Source organism: Bacteroides gallinaceum (genome assembly GCF_030373775.1).
Lineage (GTDB): Bacteria > Bacteroidota > Bacteroidia > Bacteroidales > Bacteroidaceae > Phocaeicola > Phocaeicola excrementipullorum.
Window position 1 is genome coordinate 28,156 of record NZ_JAUDEN010000007.1, and the last position, 20,314, is coordinate 48,469.

The following is a 20,314-nucleotide window of genomic DNA, read 5'->3' on the forward strand; positions in this document are numbered from 1 at the left end:
GTTGTTTCAAGCACCACAACATTTGATACTTTACCGCTATTATTCCATTTAGGGGAACAAATCAACATTATACAGAACTCACGTAATTAAAAAAATTAAAAGGGAACAGCGAATGAACGGAAAAAGCAAATGAAAAACATTGCTGGCCTGGCGGCCGGCGGCTGCCTCCAGCGCATTCAAGAGATTCAAATTCAAACCAATAAACTAAAAAAGAAAGGAAAACTATGAAGAAAGAGTACATTGCTCCACTCACCGAGAAAACGGAGGTGGAACTGGAGCAGGGGTTTATGAGTAGTGCCTCCGTCTTCGATCCAGAAAACGGACAGGATGATGGCGTATCCATCAAAGGACACGAAGTCGGTAACACCGGTGACTACACAAATATTGGCTGGGACAATGACAGTGCATGGTAATTAACTTAAATGATTTTTAATCATGAAAAAAATCGTATATTCTTTATTAGCAGCCGCCATGGTAGCCATGAGCAGCTGCCAGGACGAGATGGTCGAAAATCCGGTTACTCCGGCTCAGACCGGCGATGAGATAACGTTCGGCTCGTCATTGACGGATATTGAAGAACAGACCCGTACAATTTACGGGGATGAACCTGTAAACGGGGCTTACCCTGTGACTTGGGAAGACGGAGACCAGATAGCCATCTACTGCCCGGAAGCATCCAATGGCAACATGGTATATTACAAGGTGACTCCTGACGGAACTGATGCAAGCCACTCGTCTGCCGTGACCAAAGTCAATCCCGACCAGGCCGGCTTACAATGGGGACAGGCTCCAGTACACCATTTCTCGGCGTTTTATCCGGCCGACCGGATTGTAGGCTTGCAAAACGGGAAGATTACGGCTACAATCCCTGTTCAACAAACTCCAGTGAGCTGGAAAACAACAGACAATGACGCAGGCGGCAAAACTTATACCGGCGTTGCCAATACCGATTATGCCTTTATGTGGGCCTATAACACACATCAAAAGAGTCAGGGAGGCGATGTCGCTCTTAATTTCAAGCCTTGGGTGACTATCCTTGATGTTGAAATCAATGGCCCGGAAACTGCTGGCGCGGAAATTAAGATGTCGGCGGTACAATTGGTTTCTACAACAGGCGAAACATTGAATGGCGAATTCACGATGGACTTCACCAAGGTGGAAAGTGGCGAGAAGGAATATCCAACTTATGAACAGGCTGGCAATCCTGCTTCTACCCGCAGTTATATCACAATCCAGCTGTATGATAGCGAGAAGAACGATTTTATCACTCTTAGGCAAAACGACAAGATTGTGATACGTTTCTATCTGCTGCCTAAGGACGACAATTATGACACCAGCACCAGCGGACGTACCGACCTGCAACTGCGTGTGACGCCTTACAACTCGGCCGTGCTGACCCGTACGCTTAATGCCGAAGGCGGCACTCAGACGGGCGGTATCCTTGCCCACAAGGTGAACAAGGTCATCCTGCCGTCGGTAAGCCAAACCGGTCCTAACTACTGGATGTCGTCGCTCGACCCGAACATCTATCTGACTGAGCTTTCATTGCCGGGTTCTAAGTTCTCTTACCAGAACACCACAGACCAGCCAAATGTGAGCACACACTATCAGAGTCTGTCGGTTGCCGACCAGATAAAGAACGGTATCCGTGCGTTCCACGTGCAGACCATTGGCGACAATGTGGATTCAGATGGTCCCAGTAGACGGGATGACGGTGGAAACGCCAACAGCATGGAACTGAAAATCTCTGTGGCTGAAAACAAGACCAGCATTGGCCTTAAAGATATGGTCAAGACCATTGCCAATGGATTGAAAGAAGCTGAAACCAACTACAACAAGTACGGTGAATATGCCTTTATCCTGCTTACATACTCTGGCAACGGGTCAGAGGGATTTGGAAGAACCTATGACTGGGGCTATGATTGGCGAGTCGCACCCGACCAGGCATGGATGCAGGCCGTGAAGAACGATTTGGCAAAAATGGCTGAAGACGAGGATACCTACCGCCTTTACACGGGTGAAATCACGCCGAGTACCACGCTTAGACAGGTAGCAGGTCGTGTCATTATCAAAGTGAACTATAATAACGACAATATGGCTAACTATCTCTCTAGAAACGATCGGGTGCCTGCCTTGTTCTCCATTTGGGGCTTGACGGACCAGACAGTCAGAGACGATTTCGAACCTACCAGTGCTTATGCCATCAACATGTTGCGTTGGGGTACATCGAACCACAACGCGACTGCTAACATGAGGTTCTTCTATCATGAGGCCAGCTCTGTAGGCCACGAGGAGTCGGCATACGATAAAGAGAACAACATCAAGGACATGTGGGAACGCAGCATCAACTATTACAAGACGAACAGCAACCACGATATGTGGTTCATGAACGATGTCGGCGGCTATTATTACGGCATTAATGGCGCCCCCGCATCAGAGTCTCAGATCGGTATCGATGGCTGGACGGAATACATCGGTCCGATTGCTACCGAGTACTTGCAGAGCCGTACGGAAGATGCTACCTTAGGCATCGTGCTGCTGAACTATGCTGACCCGGCTAACGACTATTCCGGCAACCTGATTCAGACCATCATCAACAACAACTTCAGCTTCCAGTTGCGTACGAGTGGAAGTTCGAGCCAGTCAAATACTTACAATGCCGCTTACAGCAAGGGCGGCAATGCCATCGGCTGGGACTAACAAAAGTTTATTCAAGGATACTTTCACGGAACAAATCCGTGAAAGTTCCTTGCTTTCCAAAACAGCAAAACGACCATGAAGCATCCAACTAGAACATGCGCTGCAGCAGCTGTCTGCCTGCTGAGCCTTGCCGCCTGCCAAGAAGAAATGCTGACAAGCGAAGGGACAAAAGGCAACGTGAAAATCCTTGCGCGAATGGACGGCAACATAAGCACCCGTACCTGCGTCGGAAATACCACGGAAGATCATCATCCCTGAACAAGTACGCGCTTATGGAGGCTCATATATAGACCAACTGCGCAATACCGACGAATGGCTCTATGGAAGCTCAAAGCTGGCGGAAAATACGGAATGGCCGTGGGATCCTTATGATTATGAAAATGACATGCCTTACATGTGGTATCCGCTTCTGTTCAAGGACGCTACGTTCAGAAGCAAAGTACAGGAACGATGGACCACTATCTATCCGGCTTTGCTGAACGTTACAGAAACAATTGATCAGTTGGCAGAACAGAACCGCATTTCCGACATGTTTAATTTTGCCATGTGGCCCACCGCTGCAATAAAACGCGCCGGAACAAATATCAGTGCCGCATTCAACGGTGATGAGGAGATGAGCTTCGACAATGCCATCCAATCCATGAAGAAAGCTTATGCAGACCGTCTGGAATGGATGAACAGTCAGATCATCAGCGGAAACTTTGTTACCGATGCTGAATAGCAAAATAATTAACGAATAAAATAGAATTGACATGAAACAGAAAACATTCATCGCAGCTTTAGCCTTGGCGGCTGCGTGTCCGGTTTTCGCACAAACCGGAGAAAACGCTGAAACCACAGAAACCGTGGAATACAGCAGCGACAAGTATAAAGTAGAAACAAACCGTTTCTGGAGCAACTGGTTCATCAGCGTGGGCGCAGGTCCGCAAATGCTGTTCAGCGACCACGACAAGCAGATGAAGTTTGGCAAGCGTATCTCACCCGCACTGGACATTGCCATAGGTAAATGGTTCACACCGGGCATCGGTGTACGCTTCATGTACAGCGGACTTTCGCTTGACGGAGCGACACAGAACGGGGCGCACTCTGACGGCACTCCCATCAGCGGCAAACCCTGGCACGGCTACTGGCTGACCAACCAGGACATCAATTTCTACCACTTCCACCTCGATGCAATGCTCAACTTCTCGAACCTGTTCTGCGGATACAACGAGAAACGCATCTGGAACTGCATTCCTTACGCCGGTCTGGGTGTAATCAAGGCGACAGACTCTCCTACCCATACGGACATTGCCGCAAACTTCGGTATCCTGAACACATTCCGCCTCAGCTCGGCATGGGACATCAACCTCGACATCCGCGGTACCATAATGAGCGACGACTTTGACGGAGAAGTTGGAAAGCGTGGCGGAGAAGGTCTGCTGGCAGCAACCGTAGGCTTCACTTACAAAATCAAGCCGAGAGGATGGGAACGCAGCAAGACGATTACACGCACTGCCTACAACAACGACGAACTCAACGCCATGCGCGAGAAACTTAACCGCATGAACGACGAGAACGCCCGCCTGAGAGAGCAGCTTGCCGAAAAGCCTGAAACAGTCACCAAGCAGATCGCATCTTCCAACCTGATCACATTCCGGATCGGAAAGAGCGACCTCTCGAACGAAGCCCGCGTCAACCTCGGCATGCTGGCTGAAGTCATCAAGAAGGGAGATCCCTCTACCGTTTACACAATCACCGGATATGCTGATGCCGGTACCGGAAGCAAGAAGCTCAACGAACGTCTGAGTAAGGCACGTGCGGAAGCCGTATACAACTGCCTTGTTGAAGAGTTCGGTGTGAACAAATCGCAGCTCAAGGTTGACTATAAGGGCGGTGTAGAAAATATGTTCTACGACGATCCTCGCATGAGCCGTGCGGTAATCACAAAGAGCAACTGATCGGAATAACCGCATTCTTTAGAAGAACGCAAAAGCGTTAAGACACGGAGCATTGAAAGAGTCCGGAGTTCACGGAGCACACAAAAGCTTCGCGCGCTCCGACTCCTTCAAAAATACGTTTCCGCGGCTTTGCGTTTTTGCGTTCGTTTTTTATAGATTCTTTCGCTTCGACTATGCTTACAGACAAACTCTTGCTGAACAACGACCAATTCTTCACGGAAGTGGCACGCATGCTTGCCGGAGGAAACTCCGTAACCTTGCGGGCCAAAGGAAACAGCATGTATCCGTTCATCGTAGACGGACGTGACAGCGTCATATTGCAGACCTACAGGAAAACAGCCGCCGTAGGAGATATCGTACTGGCCCATTTGCCGGAAAAAGGATTCGTGCTCCACCGCATTTACAAGAATGACGGAAATGAATTCGTGCTGATGGGCGACGGCAATCTTCACACAACCGAACGCTGCAGCAAGAACGACATCGTGGGGAAAGTTGTCAAGATCATACGGAACGGAAGATACATAGACTGTTCCTCTTCCATCGAACGGTATAAGGCCACACTTTGGAGAAAAATGCTGCCCACACGCCGCTACCTGCTGTTCGCATGCAGATGGTGGGTGAAAAGAAATGAACGATGAACAACCTGAAATGGCTATGGAAAATATCGGACGGATTCCGTCCGGCTATCGCATGCAGCGCACTGACAGGTACGCTGCATGTTTGTGTTTCACTTGCATTCGTGTATGTGTGCAAACACCTCATTGACATCGCAACGGGAATATCGGATGACAGGCTCGGCTCTTATATAGGCTGGCTGGCATCATGCCTGGCCATGCAGCTGCTGCTCTCGGCAGCAAGAAGCCGCCTGACCGCACAGACAGAAATACGGCTGAGAAACGAGCTGCGGAGAAAACTGTTTGTCCACCTGATGGACAGCCGCTGGAACGGACAGGAAACATACCACAGCGGTGATGTGCTGAACCGGCTGGAAGAAGACGTGAGCACAATCACCAACGCACTGTGCAGCACAGTTCCCGCTGTATTCATCACTGTCGTCCAATTCGGAGGAGCCTTGTTTTTCCTCTCCAGACTGGACGTACGCCTTGCCGGAATACTCCTATTCATCATGCCGGTCGCTTTGCTGTTCAGCAAGGGCTACGTACGGAAAATGCGCCGGATGACACGCGAAATACGTGAAACGGACAGCCACATACAAAGCCATCTGCAGGAAAACCTGCAACACCGCATACTGATACGCACGCTGGAATATACGGAAAAGACAATCGACAAGTTTGCAAACATACAGTTCCTATTGCAGGACAGGATTGTCCGCCGCACAAACTTTTCCATTTTCTCACGCTCAATGATACAGATCGGATTCATGAGCGGCTATGCAACCGCTTTCCTGTGGGGAATATTCGGACTGCAGGATGGAACGGTTACATTCGGCATGATGGCCGCCTTTCTGCAACTGGTGGCACAGATACAACGCCCGATGGTGGACATGAGCCGGCAAATCCCCACGTTCATACGCGTCTTTACTTCCATCGACCGGCTGAAAGAACTGGAAGCACTCCCCTCAGAAGAGTCAAGCCCGTCCCTCCGTATGGAAGGCCCCTTGGGAATACGCGTCAATCATCTCCATTTTTCATATCCCGGAAGCAACCGAAACGTTCTGGACAATTTCTCGCACGACTTCAAGCCCGGAAGCCTCACCGCCGTTGTGGGTGAAACCGGCGCAGGAAAAAGCACCCTCATCCGGCTGATGCTGGCACTGCTCCAGCCCGACGAAGGCGAAATAGCATTCTATAACAGCAAAGAAACAGTAAAGAGCTCCCCTCACACCCGCTGCAACCTCTCTTATATACCGCAAGGAAATACCCTGCTGAGCGGAACAATCAGAAGCAATCTCCTGATGGGCAGACCGCAAGCAACCGACCAAGAGCTCTACAACGCACTGTATCTTGCCGCAGCCGATTTCGTAACGGCCCTGCCAGACGGCCTTGACACACCGTGCGGAGAAGGCGGAGCAGGACTTAGCGAAGGACAAGCGCAACGCATAGCCATCGCACGCGGCCTGTTGCGACCCGGAAACATCCTGCTGATGGACGAACCGACCTCCTCCCTTGACAAGGAAACGGAAGAAACGTTGCTGAAGCGCCTGTCCGGACAGGTAAAAGGAAAAACCCTCATTATGATTACACACAGGGAAACAATCGCCGGACTGTGCAAGGAAGTCGTAAGGATGACAAAAAACACGCCGGCAAAACAGGAGAGCATTTCACAAGGTTCAGTACATGACTGAAGTGCAGGGAAGTTCTACCTCACCAAAAAGCAGCATGGCATTGAACAGGCAGATTTTCCGGTACCCCGGAAGAGCAGACACCGCTATGTCACGCTCGGCGATCACACCATCCCGCAACAGTTCTTCACGCCTGGTTCCCTTGAGCAAGGGATGTGCCGGCGTATGCCATTCACTTCCGTTCCATAGAGCGATATTGGCAATGGAAGTGTCCGTAAGCAGTCCGTTGCGCACAATCAGCACATCATCAGCGTTTCCTCTTTGCGAGAACAGGACATCAAGTCCGGTACGGTCGGCATACTTGAACGAATAGTCAACGCCGCCGCACGGAACGAGCCGCAGACTATGCACCGGACGGATACGGTAAGGAAAATATTCCACCCGTTCAATCTCCCGGCCATACACAATCCGGCATCGTGTCCTGCTGCTATAAAGGGCAGGACGAATCACATCTTCCAGCCGAAGCGGAGGCATGTTTCCCCACACCGCACGGCGAGTGGCATTCATCCGCTCATCATGCAGCGGCATATTCCAGACTGTCCGCCCTTCAATCCGAACCGTTTCAATAAATCGGCACATACACTTTTCTTTTCATTTCTTCATATTCATCACGCACATCGCTCAGAAAGGTTATACCTCCCCCACTCTTGAAGACCAGCTTCCCTCCCGCTTCCTGCTCCAGAAAACGGATCATCACGGCACTGTCCAGATCTTTCCCGTCAAAATAACCCATTACACCCGTATAGAATCCCCGGGAATAGTTTTCGGCTTCCCGAATGATATCCACCGTTTTTTTCTTGGGAGCACCGGTAACGGAACCGGCAGGAAGCAAACGGAAAAACAGTTCTCCCAGCCTCCGGGCGTAATCGAGAGGCAGGCGGCCCCGTATCTCAGAACTCATCTGGAGCAGCCGCCCGTCATGCGTGTCCACTTCATCCAGATAGCGGTAGCGCATCACCGTAACCTCATCCGCTATCTGGCTCAGATCATTGCGTATCAGATCGGTGATTGTGGCATGTTCAGCCGTTTCCTTTTCATCGGAAAGCAATCGCAGCCCCGCATCAGGCACAGACGCGTCAATCGTTCCCTTCATGGGATGAGAACTGATAAATCCGTCCTGTATGCGGACAAAAATCTCAGGCGAGAAGACCACAAACCGGTCTTTCAGCCACAACTTATAAAGCGCCTCCGCACGGACAAATATACGGAACAGAGAGAGATCCGTTTCCACCGGAGTAGCGCATGTCAGGTTAATGAGAAACGTATTCCCTTCCCAGATATTCCTCCGGACAATGCCAAAAGAATGGCTGTAGTCCTCAAAACTTTCCGGAAAACTTTTCCATAAGAAAGGTTCCTTCAGATGCGGCATTTTCCCGGCCCAGTTTCCGGCCCGGGGAAATAAAAACAAAAGCTCATCCTCCGGAATATCTTCGGGACGCTCCACCAGGCATTGTTCCATGTCAAAATCAATCATGAAGAAAAAGGGAGATCCTTCCCCTCCCCATCTGTCCATTCTCCGCACAGCTTCTTCCTTATCAACAAACACAAGTTTTCCCATTTTCATCCACATTCTGATTCATATTCCGAAACCGCCTTTCCAACAGGCTGAAACAGAAAAATTGGGGCAAAATTAATGAAAAGAAAAGAATAAGCAAATACCTATTTTCAGGTATTGGCATTGTCGCGGCAGATGGCTAATTTTGCACCGTTATTTTTTTACGGCAAAAACATACAGACAAATCGATTATGACTGACAACGGAACAAAAGACTGCAAACCCGCTTCCGCCAAACGTTACTGGTGGAAAGCTATCGCCTCATTTCTGACGGTTCTTTTTACCATGCCCTTAGGACATGCTCTGATGATTATCATGGAACACGCCATGAACGAAACGGCACTCCACTATTCGGCCTTCGCCATGGGAGCCGCAGGCATGATCATGGTCATAGCGGGCGTTTATGCAAAAGGTGATACCCGGCAGACACTCTGGGGATTTTTCGGCGGCCTGCTGTTCTGGACCGGATGGGTGGAATTTCTTTTCATGTACTATGCCAACCGCTACGGCACCCAGCCTCAGCTCGATCCTGTTACCGGCGAAGTCATCACGCGCCCGGAATACCTGATCATGCCCGCTTCTTTCGGTTTCTGGATGATGGTTATGCTCATGTACATATTCAGCACAAAAAACGGATGCAACTTCATCAACTGGTGGCAGCGCCGCATCCTGAGAAACCGGAAAAATGAAATCGCCGCCCGCCCCATGACGCGCCATACGTCCATTGTCACTTTCATGGAACTGATCATGATTCTTTGGGGATCCTACCTTTTGCTCATGTTCTGCTACGACGACAATTTTCTGGGCGACCATCATCCGGTCACACTGCTTGTCGGGCTGGGATGCCTGATCGGCTCCTTCTTCATCTTCGCCAAGCAACTGCGGATTGCTTCGTGGGGAGCAAATATCCGCATGGCAATCGCTACGGTAGTAGTATTCTGGACACCGGTAGAAATCATGGGACGCATGAATCTGTTCAATGAAATCTGGATTGCTCCCATGGAACACAAAACCGAAATGGGCATTGTCGTGGCTGCATTTGCAGCGCTGGTAATCTACCTGTGCGTCGCCGCCAGAAAGAAAAAGAAAGCGGTACACTGACTTCTGGAAAAACAGCCCCCGTTTAAGAGCGTTTCAATTTTCCAATGAAACTAATTCCACCCACAAACGGCTTCTGAACAGCATACCGGCCAAAAGAACACGAAAAAATTTCACTATTTTTCCGTTTTATGCTTACCTTTGTAAAAAGGATTGGATTGCTATATCAAACAGCCGGTTAGATATGTCACTATGGAACAAACTTAGAGGGATCTGGAATGCCGAAGACGCAGACGAAGCCGTCGGCAACAGTTCTGTGCCTGCACCGTATTCCATTCCGCACTACGTCATAGTAGACGTTGAGGTTGGCGTGAAAGACCATAAAATCCATGACATCGGAGCTCTCCGCGACGACGGAGCTGTATTTCACAAGAATTCAAAAAAGGAACTTTTTGACTTTATGGGAAATGCCGGCTATATCTGCGGACACAACATTATCCATCACGATGCCACTTACCTGTTTGACCAAACGCCTCCCGGCAGGATGCTCGTCGATACCCTTTACATCTCTCCCCTGCTTTTTCCTGAACGCCCGTATCACCGGCTCGTGAAAGACGACAAGCTGGTGAGCGACCAGATGAACAATCCGGTAAACGACTGCGAAAAGGCAAGGGACCTGCTGATGGACGAAATAACGCGCTGGAGTTCATTGCCGGACAAAAAGCAGGAGCTCTTCGCGTCACTGCTGAAAGGGGAAAAAGAGTTTGAAGGATTTCTCAGCATGGTGAATGCAAGATACTGCAAAAAAGGACTGGCGGAACTGGCAAGAAGCCTCTACAATGGAAAAATATGCGACCATGCCGATCTTCAGACGCTGATCAGGCAATACCCGTGCGAACTGGCATATGCACTGGCTCTGATTGACACGGCAGACTACCGCTCGGTTACGCCCAGATGGGTGCTCCGGAATTATCCGGCAGTTGAATATGTTGTAAAACTCCTCCGCCATACCCCATGCAACGAAGGATGCGACTATTGCAACACCCAACTGGATGTACACCATAATTTAAAGGCATTTTTCGGTTATGAACATTTCCGCACATACAACGGCGAACCGCTTCAGGAACGGGCTGCCCGGGCAGCCATAAAAGGCAAGTCGCTGCTTGCGATATTCCCGACCGGAGGAGGCAAATCACTGACTTTCCAACTGCCCGCACTGATGGAGGGCCGTTCCGTACATGGACTGACAGTTGTCATCTCTCCTTTGCAGTCGCTGATGAAAGATCAGGTAGACAATCTTGCCGACAGAGGCATTACCGATGCCGTGACCATCAATGGCCTGCTAGACCCCATAACCAGGGCGTTAGCCATACAGAGAGTGCACGACGGAGAGGCTTCACTGCTATATATATCCCCGGAAACGCTTCGTTCAAAAACCATCGAACGAATTCTGATGGCACGCCATGTCGTAAGGTTCGTTATCGACGAAGCGCATTGTTTTTCTTCATGGGGACAGGATTTCAGGGTAGACTATCTTTATATCGGAAAATTCATAAAGGAATATCAGCTGAAAAAAGGATGCAAAGACCCGATACCGGTTTCCTGCTTCACTGCTACGGCAAAGCAAAAAGTGGTGCAAGACATACGCGACTATTTCAAGCAAACGCTCAACCTGGACTTGGAGCTGTTTGCTTCAACAGCTTCAAGAACAAACCTGCACTATTCGGTCATCCACTCTGAAACGGATGAGGACAAATACCTGAAGCTAAGGGAACTTATATCCGAATCCGACTGCCCGACAATCGTCTATACATCGCGGACCAAGCGCACCGAAGAACTGGCAAAGAAATTAACCCGCGACGGATATAAAGCACTGGCCTTCAACGGAAAGATGGACTCGGACGTAAAAATAGCCAACCAGGACGCGTTCATGAACGACCAGATACGCATCATCGTGGCAACTTCAGCGTTCGGCATGGGCGTGGATAAAAAAGATGTAGGGCTCGTTGTACATTACGATATTTCCGATTCGCTGGAAAATTATGTGCAAGAGGCAGGAAGAGCCGGCCGGGATCCCAGCCTAAATGCCCGCTGCTATGTGCTTTACTGCGACAATGACCTGGACAAGCATTTTATTCTGCTGAACCAGACGAAACTGAGCATCAGTGAAATCCAGCAGATATGGAAAGCTATAAAAGACCTTACCAGGCAACGCAAAAGGATATGCTGCTCGGCTCTGGAAATCGCACGGCAGGCAGGATGGGACGACGCTGTTTCAGACATTGAAACCCGTGTAAGGACAGCCTTGGCAACCTTAGAACAGAACGGATACATCGAAAGGGGCAACAATGTGCCGCACGTCTATGCCACCGGAATTACTGTAAAGAACGTAGACGAGGCAAGAAACCGTATCACTGCTTCCCTGCTGTTCGGCAGCGATGAAATAGAGAATGCTGTCCGGATCATCAAATCGCTGATTTCCCAAAAGCACATCACCAAAACTCCGGATTCAGAGGCCGAATCACGAATCGACTATCTGGCAGACATCCTGGGACTGAAGAAAAAGGAAATCGTGTCTGTTGTCGAAAGGATGCGGCAAGAAGGCATTCTGGCGGACAGCAGGGACATTTCTGCCTATCTGATGGATGCAGGCGACTCGGAGAAGAAATCACGGACACTTCTTGAACGTTTTGCGAAACTTGAAAAATACATGCTAAGCAGCATCCCCGACGAAACATTGCAGATATCATGCAAGCAGTTGAACGACAATGCTGTAAAGAACGGCATCAGCACTTCCAAAGAGAAGGATATCCGAACTTTGCTGTACTTCCTTTGCATCAAAGGATATACCCGCAAAAAAGAGGACGCAGCCCACAACCTGAAAATCATCCGCCAGACAAACATGGAATCGACCCTCAGCCGATTTGAAAAACGGTTGGCAATAAGCCGGTTCACCGTAGAATGGCTATACAAACTTGCTTCCGATGAAGAGGCTAGAATTTCCGCTTCCCCTGACAACTCTGTGCAATTTTCCGTTGTGGAACTGCTGAATGAAATAAAAGCGAACAGCCAGTCCCTTTTTAAAGAACTCAACGACATAACACTGGAAGATGTGGAGGAAGCGCTTCTCTACCTTTCAAAAATCGGTGCGCTCAAGCTTGAAGGCGGTTTTCTGGTCCTTTACAACGGCATGGACATCAGACGGATAAAAGACAACAAGTCAAGATACAAAATTGACGATTACCGGATGCTGAACGAGTTCTACAAACAGAAAATCCAACAGGTACATATCGTGGGCGAATATGCCAATCTGATGGTAAAAGACTATAGCGCCGCCCTGCAATACGTGCAGGATTATTTCCAGATGGACTACAAGAAATTTATCGCAAAATATTTCAAGGGAGAAAGGACGATTGAAATAGAGCGTAACCTGACACCCAAGAAATACAAACAGCTCTTCGGCCAGCTATCCAAACGTCAGATGGAGATCATATCCGACAAAAGTTCGCGCTGCATTGTCGTAGCCGCAGGACCGGGCAGCGGGAAGACACGTGTGCTCGTCCATAAACTTGCGTCGCTTCTGATTCTTGAAGACGTGAAACACGAACAGCTGCTGATGCTGACATTTTCAAGGGCGGCCGCCACCGAATTCAAGCAGCGGCTGATGGAACTGATCGGCAACGCTGCACATTTTGTCGAAATAAAGACTTTCCATTCCTATTGCTTCGACCTTCTGGGACGGATAGGCAACCTTGAAGATGCCAGGAATGTGGTTGAAAAAGCTGCCCAGATGATAGAGGAGGGAGAAGTTGAACCTAACAAAATCGGCAAGACCGTACTGGTCATCGATGAAGCCCAAGACATGGGTGCCGAAGAATATGCGCTGGTGAAAGCGCTCATGGCCAACAATGAAGAAATGCGTGTGATAGCAGTAGGCGATGATGACCAGAACATCTACGACTTCCGCGGATCGGACTCGGGATACATGTATAAGCTCACGCAAAGTCCCGGAAGCAAACTGATTGAAATGACAGAGAACTACCGCTGTGCACGCCATGTGGTGGATTTCGCCAATGCTTTTACAAGAAACATCGGCAGAAGAATAAAGAAAAATCCCATCTCTTCCATGAGCAAAGAGAACGGTTGGGTGGAAACGACATTCCACCGCTCAAAATACATGTACCAGCCGCTTGTGGACGAACTGACTTTGCACAAAAAGGCAGGAACCTCGTGCGTCCTCACCCAAACGAATGATGAGGCAGTCATCCTGATGGCTCTGCTGAGGAAACAAGGGGCTAACAGCAAACTGATACAGTCGCTGGACGAAATCCGGTTCTGCAACATCGCTGAAATACGGTACTTCCTGAAATATATGGACAGACGGCTGAGAACGCCCATGATTTCAGACGAATTGTGGGAGGATGCCAAACGTGCAACTTTCAACGCCTACGCCACAAGTCAGAGTCTGACATATATAAGGCGATGCGTGGAACTGTTTGAACAGACAAACAAAGTAAAATACATCAGCGACTTTAAAGAGTATGTTTTTGAATCGTCGGTAGAAGATTTCTGTGATCTGTCCGGAGCTGATGTGGTGGTATCTACCATCCATAAGGCTAAAGGCCGGGAGTTTGACAACGTATATATGCTCATTTCCGACAATTACCAGAAAGACGACAACCTGATGCGCCGGTACTATGTAGGAATTACCCGTGCAAAAAGCAGCCTCTGCATACACACAAACGGCTATTTCTTTGACCGTTTGCCGCAAGACCGCTACTCCATCGACGAGAAGCAATATGGAATGCCCGAAGAGATTGTTCTCCAGCTTTCTCATAAGGATGTTTATCTTGACTTCTTTAAAGGAATCAAGCAAGATGTTTTGGCTTTAAGAAGCGGCGACCCTTTGCTTTGCAAAGATTCCTATTTATACCGTACATCCGGCCGTCAGCCGATAGCCAGACTGTCAGCAAAAATGCAGAAAGAACTGGCGGGATGGAAAGAGAAAGGCTATGAAGTGAAGTCGGCATCCGTCCGGTTCATCGTGGCATGGAAGCCCAAAGACGCTCCGAAAGACGAGCCGGAAACAGCTGTCCTTCTGGCTGACTTGATCCTTTCGAATGAATGAAATTTTGCTCTGCCTCGGCTTGAGAATTGTTTTCGAGGATGTTTTTCTGTTTTTACTGAATCGGAAAATTGAAACAGGTTCTAAACAAAAAGGCATGCAATCCGTCCGGACTACACACCTTTTCCTCATCATTTATATAGAATTCATTGGTTTCCTGAACAAATAGCCACAAATGCAGTGCCTACTTTAAGTCAAACATCCGCAAGCAACCACATCTCTTGTATGCAAAAGTACAATATTCTTCATAAATAACGAAAAAAACAACAGGAAAAATATCCAATGACACCTTTAGAGCCTGCAAGAAATAGAATGCACTTCAAGATTCAGATCCGGAATACATTTCATTTATAAGATCCTCCACTCCGGGCATGTCATATGCAGAACGTTACAGCTCTATCTCTCCGTCCACAGTTCCCTGATGCTCCCATCCTCCTATCTGCACCCCGTCAAGCTTAATCTCATCGGAGGATACATTTATTTGCACAGTCAGGCTCTTTCCTCCTTCGAGCATGGCGACAGGACTGCCATCCTGAGCATGGTCAGGAATATCAATTGTCCGCGTCATTGTTCCCACGCTTACATCAAGCGTAATGTAATCCTTTTCCTGAGGTACTATAAAGAATGAAGCCCGCCTGCCTTGTCTGCTCCCGACCTCAGACAATCCCGCAGCCGTACCGTCCAATATAATCCCTTTTGTCTGATCCACGCTGCAGGAAGAAAGGGCTCTGACAGAAGTGGAAACCTGCGACAACTGTTCATCGCTCAAATCATCTGACACATATATGATTACAAGCCTGTGAAGGGCATGTCTGAAAGCCAGGTTTACTGCAGTGTTAGCATCTTTCTTCACATTTACCGCCCTGGCCAGCAGAAGATCCGTTTCTTCTGTCGGAGAAACAGTAAATGTAAATATACCATCCACTGCTGTTTCCTGCACAGGATAACAGCCGGAAAAATACACATCCCCGACATCTTCAGGCAAGTCAAGGTCTTTCCACATAAGTTCGGTAATTCCCGCAGCATAGTTTCTGCCGGTGCTGGCAAAACCGCTTCCAGACACGGTAACCGTAAAAATATCTCCGCGAGAGAAATTTCCTTTTCCTTCTTCATCAAGCACGGGAGCCTTGGTCAGCGCGTCAATGGATGTACGGATGTCAATCACTCCCGTCCCATCTGCTTCATCGCCGCCATCAACAGGAGTCTTCCCGCATGAAACAGACATGGTTATAATCAGGCCGGCCGCAACAGCCATAATTGAACTGTGAAATATCTTATTGCTCATGATAACTTGCCATTTATTGAATATAATCTTCTTTAATCACCACTTCAGGGAATTCTTTCTGCCAGATATCCCGTTTCAGATCCACAAGCGTTATACTGGATATGGCGTGTACGTTAGAATTTCCCATCATTACTTTCCAAAGTCCATCCCTATATCTGATCTCCTGCCGTATCAGGCGGTGATGCTGGAATTTATTGGTCCCTCCTTTAACCTCAAAGTTATAGTGGTCATTATTGTCTACATAATACAGGGCAGATACATAACCCGCATCATCAAATTCCACACCCCAAATTGTCATAACGTGCGTAACCCCTTTGCTCACGTTAGACTGAACGAAACCCAGTCCCTGCTTATTTTCCAGAGCTCCTTTGATGATCCTGCTAAGACTCTCTTTATTCATAGCGTCTTTGGGCTTGACTGCAACGTCTATATTGTCGAATATTTCCGTAAAATATCCATTAAAATTGTCATCGATGTCAGGATCCGGAGATGATATTCCCGGAGTCCCGCAGATAAACCAGTTAATTCCAACGGCATCCGATCCCCCTCTGTTTCTGGATATGTTTCTGAAGAAATCGAAAATCCCACTGCTATCCTTATCGGAAAATCCAAAAGAAGGACGCGGATATGACGGCCATGGATTTGAACTGTACTTTGCATCATACGCCTCGATATACGGTTGATTGAGCCGTGTCCACCAATGCAGCAAATTAGATGCGCCCGCCGCCCAGCACATATTGCCGTCATGATATCCAGGACGAGATTTACTATCGTCCGGATCGTTCTTATCGCAGTCATACCATAAAAAGTCTTTCTGCCAGTTCAGATACATAACACCGGAAACTTTATACCACATACCGCTGGGAAAGTTTTCCGGAACCAGGAAACTGTACTCGGGTACAGACTCTTCATGATCTCTTGGATAATCTGGCAGGCCCGCGGTCTTGACTCCGTAGACCCAGCATGTCTTGCCACCATAGTCAGGATCTGGAGCAGGGTCAGGATCCGTACCTATATCTCCATCGGATTTGAGATGCAAATTAAGCACTGTTTCTTTTCCGCTCTCCAGAAGGCTGCTTTCTCCGATTTTCACCGGAGCTTTGTAAACGGAAGTCTTGCCGCCGGTGGATATCTCAACCCATCCTTCAGCATAGGCATCAAGACTGCCGGGAAAAAGAATAGCCGAGTATTTCCCCTCCGATTCTGACAATATGCGGGGGCTTATGTCCTTCATCGTTCCCCCAGGAATGTCTATCTGCCCAGTGGAAAGGTCAAATGAACCTTCTGTAATATTCTTCACAATAACGGTCAAGTCTTCCGGAAGCGAACCGCTGTCGCTTGAAATATGAATGGACAACTTGTGCATTCCATGAACAAACGGCATCTCTATTACATTTCCTGTCAAATCGTCCTGTTCCATGTCGATATGACTCCACAATAAATCCGAATCCTCATATCCGCTTCCTGTCTGATCCGTATCTACACTGTGGGTATGCCGGTCCGTTTCGGGCGAAACATCCTCCCTGGCCGGATAGTATGCGGAAAGACGTACGGTACCTGCCCCCAATTCGCTTTTCAGCAGTTTCGGAGTCCATTGTCCACCCTCCCTAGTCAGTATGACATGCTTTGTCTGCTTTCCGTATATATAAAGTCCGACTTTGTCACCATCGGTGAAGAACCCGCTTCCGTCATCCCCGATTTCGGCTCTTGTATCGCTATCTTCTTGCGTGAACTTTATTTCTATATACCTGTCACCCTCTGATATGCAAGCCTCAGATTTTTTGCACCCTGACAATAAAATTGGGGCAACAACCAACGCCAGAAGCAGATATTTCACTATAATCCGTATGCTATTCATTTCACGAACGATTAAATTTAACTGCAAAAGTAGTGAAAAACCATAAAAGAAATGATATGGGCTGAATAATTTCCACAGACAATGCGGAAAAGATATCAATAAAAAGATAATGGAAAGGGCGGCATATGAAGTTAAGGATGAACGATACAGACTTTGCATTGAAACTATTGAATCCAGTTCCATTTACACAAAATTTTGGACAATGTCATTATTTCTGAAGAAGATACCGAGAAACACCATATCGCATATTTGGTATTCTTACGGCTTTTAACTATACTAATTTTGAAAATTGAAGATGATTTATGGTACGCAACAAAAGCCTTTGTTACAGGGATATTATCAACCCTATAAACGCAAAAATCGTGCAACTCATTGAGCTGCACGATTTTGCTTATTGTTTATTATTTGTTTACTTATCGGAATCATTTGACTTCCTCAAAATCAACACGTTATATCTCTCAGCGACTTGCGTGAACGTGTTGCAAATATCATGCAAACCCGAAAATAAGCATCCATAAGCAACCACAGCTCTATGTCGCAAAAGTATACTTTTTCCTCCTAACACACAAAAAAATGAGCAATATTCTCTATTTTGTTTTATTATACGTATCTTTGTGGAAGATTGACAAATACTCTTTTTAAATACATATTAATTAATAATGATTTGTAAACAATGAATGGAAACCCTATTTCAAGCACAGCCATAAGTGTACAAATGGCTTATCAATATTATATAGAAAATAAATTCATAGTTAACCGTAAATATCAAAGAAAACTAGTTTGGACAATGGAAGAAAAGGCCGCTTTCATTGATTCCTTACAAAAGTGCTATTCTGTCCCCCTATTTCTCTTTGCCAATAAAAATATAGAAGGAGTTGCTTCATTTGAAATAATAGATGGCATGCAAAGATTAAATGCAATAATGGCTTTTATCGAAAATGAATATCCAATAAAGACCTTTGATGGAGAATATAGATATTTTGATCTTGAAACTCTTTCTTCTACCAAATCAGCGATGGACAATGGTGAAATCATTCAAAGAACACCTAAACTTGAAAGACAATTATGTGTTAATATCACAAATTACCCCTTACCATTTTCCTTTATCAGTGCAGATGAAAAAAGTATTGAAGATATATTCAGAAGAATAAATTCTTATGGAAGACAATTATCTAATCAGGAAATAAGGCAGGCGGGTGCAATCGGATTGTTCCCAGAATTGGTAAGAAAAGTAGCCTGCATAATCAGAGGAGATGTTTCTCCACATGACCAACTTAAATTAAATGAAATGAAACTAATAAGTTTGTCTAACAAACGATTAAATTATGGAATCGTCATGGAAGATATTTATTGGGTTAAACAGCATATTATAACTATACCCAATATGCGTGTATCAAGAGATGAAGAATTAATTGCCTGGATACTTTCTTATATGATTATGGGTGAACAAATATCCCCCACTTCTTATACACTCAATAAACTTTACAAATATTCAATAACCGATAATGACAATTTATCTACCAAAATAGAAGCTCAAATTGAGCATTTAGGTTCTACTACTATACAACAATGGTTCTCTTCAATTCATTCATTTATAATAGATATATTAGATTATGCAAAAAAAGATTTTAGAACATTGGTTTTTTCTGAAGAATACTCGGAAGGTCTTGTTAGAACATATCAAGTAATTTTTCTTGCTTTTTTTGAACTTATTATAAAGGAAAAGATGTGTGTTAGTGATAAATTACAACTCATTAATAAGCTAGATAAAATTGCAAAAAAACATCTATTAGGTATATCTAAATCTAAATGGGACGCTAAAGATAGGTTTGAGAGAATCCAATCAATTAAAGGCATAATTAAATGTTGTTTTAAAGAAGCCACAGGCAACAATGTTTTAAATGAAAATTGGACTTTAGAACTTGATAATTTACTAAGACTATCCAGAATAGAAGGAAGTCAATACGATTTCAAATCAGGTTTTCATGATTTAATTGAAAATAGTAAGTTCAATACCAAATTAGTACAGAAAATTATTGAAATATTGACAGCAGAAGTAAACAAAGGTCCTCAAACTTATGGCTATGTAGTTGTTGGTTTAACAGAAGGAGAAAAAGACTTTGAACGTTTTAAAAAACACTACAACACAAGTAAAGGAGAGTTATTTGCTGGGACAGATTTTTATATTACTGGTGTAGAAGATGAAATAAAAAAATATTACGGAGGAGATGGTGATAAATTACAAAATGATATACTTAACACAATAAAAAACACCAGTGCAATAGACGAAACGGTTAAAAATTATATAACACAGCATTTCCGTATGGTTAAATACAAAGAGCACGATATCATTGTTTTTCAATTAAAATCTGAGAATGACCCTGTTCTTTATAATGATACGATCTATGTCAGAAAAGGAAACAACACGGAAGCTGTCACAGGTGTTAGTGCTATAAAGGACTTTTATTTGAAAATTTTTTCGAATAAATAAATTGTCTTATAAACTTGCCAA

At 46.4% G+C, this 20,314-nt stretch carries 14 protein-coding genes; 10 read left to right on the forward strand and 4 right to left on the reverse strand.

Annotated elements, in window-relative coordinates; all coding sequences use genetic code 11:
• Positions 1–224 precede the first annotated feature (224 nt).
• The 7 genes from QUW60_RS05530 to QUW60_RS05560 all read left to right on the forward strand — a co-directional run bounded on the left by QUW60_RS05530 (position 225) and on the right by QUW60_RS05560 (position 6,945).
• Positions 225–413, forward strand: a complete 189-nt coding sequence (locus QUW60_RS05530; protein ID WP_289559024.1) for a single-stranded DNA-binding protein — start codon at positions 225–227, stop codon at positions 411–413.
• Positions 414–435: 22 nt separating this feature from the next.
• Positions 436–2,700, forward strand: a complete 2,265-nt coding sequence (locus QUW60_RS05535) for a fimbrillin family protein (RefSeq protein WP_289559025.1) — start codon at positions 436–438, stop codon at positions 2,698–2,700.
• A 75-nt stretch (positions 2,701–2,775) separates the two neighbouring features.
• Entirely contained in the window at positions 2,776–2,958 is a 183-nt protein-coding gene (locus QUW60_RS05540; protein WP_289559027.1) for a hypothetical protein, read from the forward strand.
• Between the two features lie 136 nt (positions 2,959–3,094).
• Entirely contained in the window at positions 3,095–3,421 is a 327-nt protein-coding gene (locus QUW60_RS05545) for a hypothetical protein (protein ID WP_289559029.1), read from the forward strand.
• 31 nt (positions 3,422–3,452) lie between these two features.
• Complete coding sequence (locus QUW60_RS05550) at positions 3,453–4,640, forward strand: OmpA family protein (protein ID WP_289559031.1); 1,188 nt, start codon at positions 3,453–3,455, stop codon at positions 4,638–4,640.
• A 173-nt stretch (positions 4,641–4,813) separates the two neighbouring features.
• The gene (locus QUW60_RS05555) at positions 4,814–5,278 is read left to right on the forward strand and encodes a S24/S26 family peptidase (protein WP_258337010.1); all 465 of its coding nucleotides are present in this window, start codon (positions 4,814–4,816) and stop codon (positions 5,276–5,278) included.
• Positions 5,275–6,945, forward strand: a complete 1,671-nt coding sequence (locus QUW60_RS05560; protein WP_289559033.1) for an ABC transporter ATP-binding protein — start codon at positions 5,275–5,277, stop codon at positions 6,943–6,945. Before QUW60_RS05555 ends, QUW60_RS05560 begins: the two co-directional genes overlap by 4 nt.
• On the opposite strand, the gene QUW60_RS05565 is transcribed toward QUW60_RS05560, so the two are convergent.
• Together QUW60_RS05565 and QUW60_RS05570 are read right to left on the reverse strand one after the other, a co-directional pair.
• Positions 6,931–7,521: an aminotransferase class IV family protein gene (locus tag QUW60_RS05565; protein ID WP_289559035.1), complete on the reverse strand. Its 591-nt coding sequence runs from the start codon at positions 7,519–7,521 to the stop codon at positions 6,931–6,933. The genes QUW60_RS05560 and QUW60_RS05565 overlap by 15 nt on opposite strands.
• Positions 7,505–8,500: an aminodeoxychorismate synthase component I gene (locus QUW60_RS05570; protein WP_289559037.1), complete on the reverse strand. Its 996-nt coding sequence runs from the start codon at positions 8,498–8,500 to the stop codon at positions 7,505–7,507. The genes QUW60_RS05565 and QUW60_RS05570 overlap by 17 nt, the downstream gene beginning before the upstream one ends.
• Positions 8,501–8,688: 188 nt before the next feature.
• Here QUW60_RS05570 and QUW60_RS05575 point away from each other — a divergent pair, with 188 nt between their 5' ends.
• Both QUW60_RS05575 and QUW60_RS05580 read left to right on the forward strand, forming a co-directional pair.
• Positions 8,689–9,597 carry a hypothetical protein gene (locus tag QUW60_RS05575; RefSeq protein ID WP_289559039.1) on the forward strand — a complete coding sequence of 303 codons (909 nt, stop codon included), beginning with the start codon at positions 8,689–8,691 and terminating at the stop codon, positions 9,595–9,597.
• A 181-nt stretch (positions 9,598–9,778) separates the two neighbouring features.
• Positions 9,779–14,662: a RecQ family ATP-dependent DNA helicase gene (locus QUW60_RS05580; protein WP_289559041.1), complete on the forward strand. Its 4,884-nt coding sequence runs from the start codon at positions 9,779–9,781 to the stop codon at positions 14,660–14,662.
• Between the two features lie 385 nt (positions 14,663–15,047).
• Here the strand turns inward: QUW60_RS05580 and QUW60_RS05585 are convergent, their stop codons facing one another.
• Positions 15,048–15,944: a fimbrillin family protein gene (locus QUW60_RS05585; protein WP_289559043.1), complete on the reverse strand. Its 897-nt coding sequence runs from the start codon at positions 15,942–15,944 to the stop codon at positions 15,048–15,050.
• A 13-nt stretch (positions 15,945–15,957) separates the two neighbouring features.
• Complete coding sequence (locus tag QUW60_RS05590) at positions 15,958–17,985, reverse strand: fimbrillin family protein (protein ID WP_289559045.1); 2,028 nt, start codon at positions 17,983–17,985, stop codon at positions 15,958–15,960.
• 490 nt (positions 17,986–18,475) lie between these two features.
• On the opposite strand from QUW60_RS05590, the gene QUW60_RS05595 reads away from it, so the two are divergent.
• Positions 18,476–20,293 carry a DUF262 domain-containing protein gene (locus QUW60_RS05595; RefSeq protein ID WP_289559046.1) on the forward strand — a complete coding sequence of 606 codons (1,818 nt, stop codon included), beginning with the start codon at positions 18,476–18,478 and terminating at the stop codon, positions 20,291–20,293.
• Positions 20,294–20,314 lie beyond the last annotated feature (21 nt).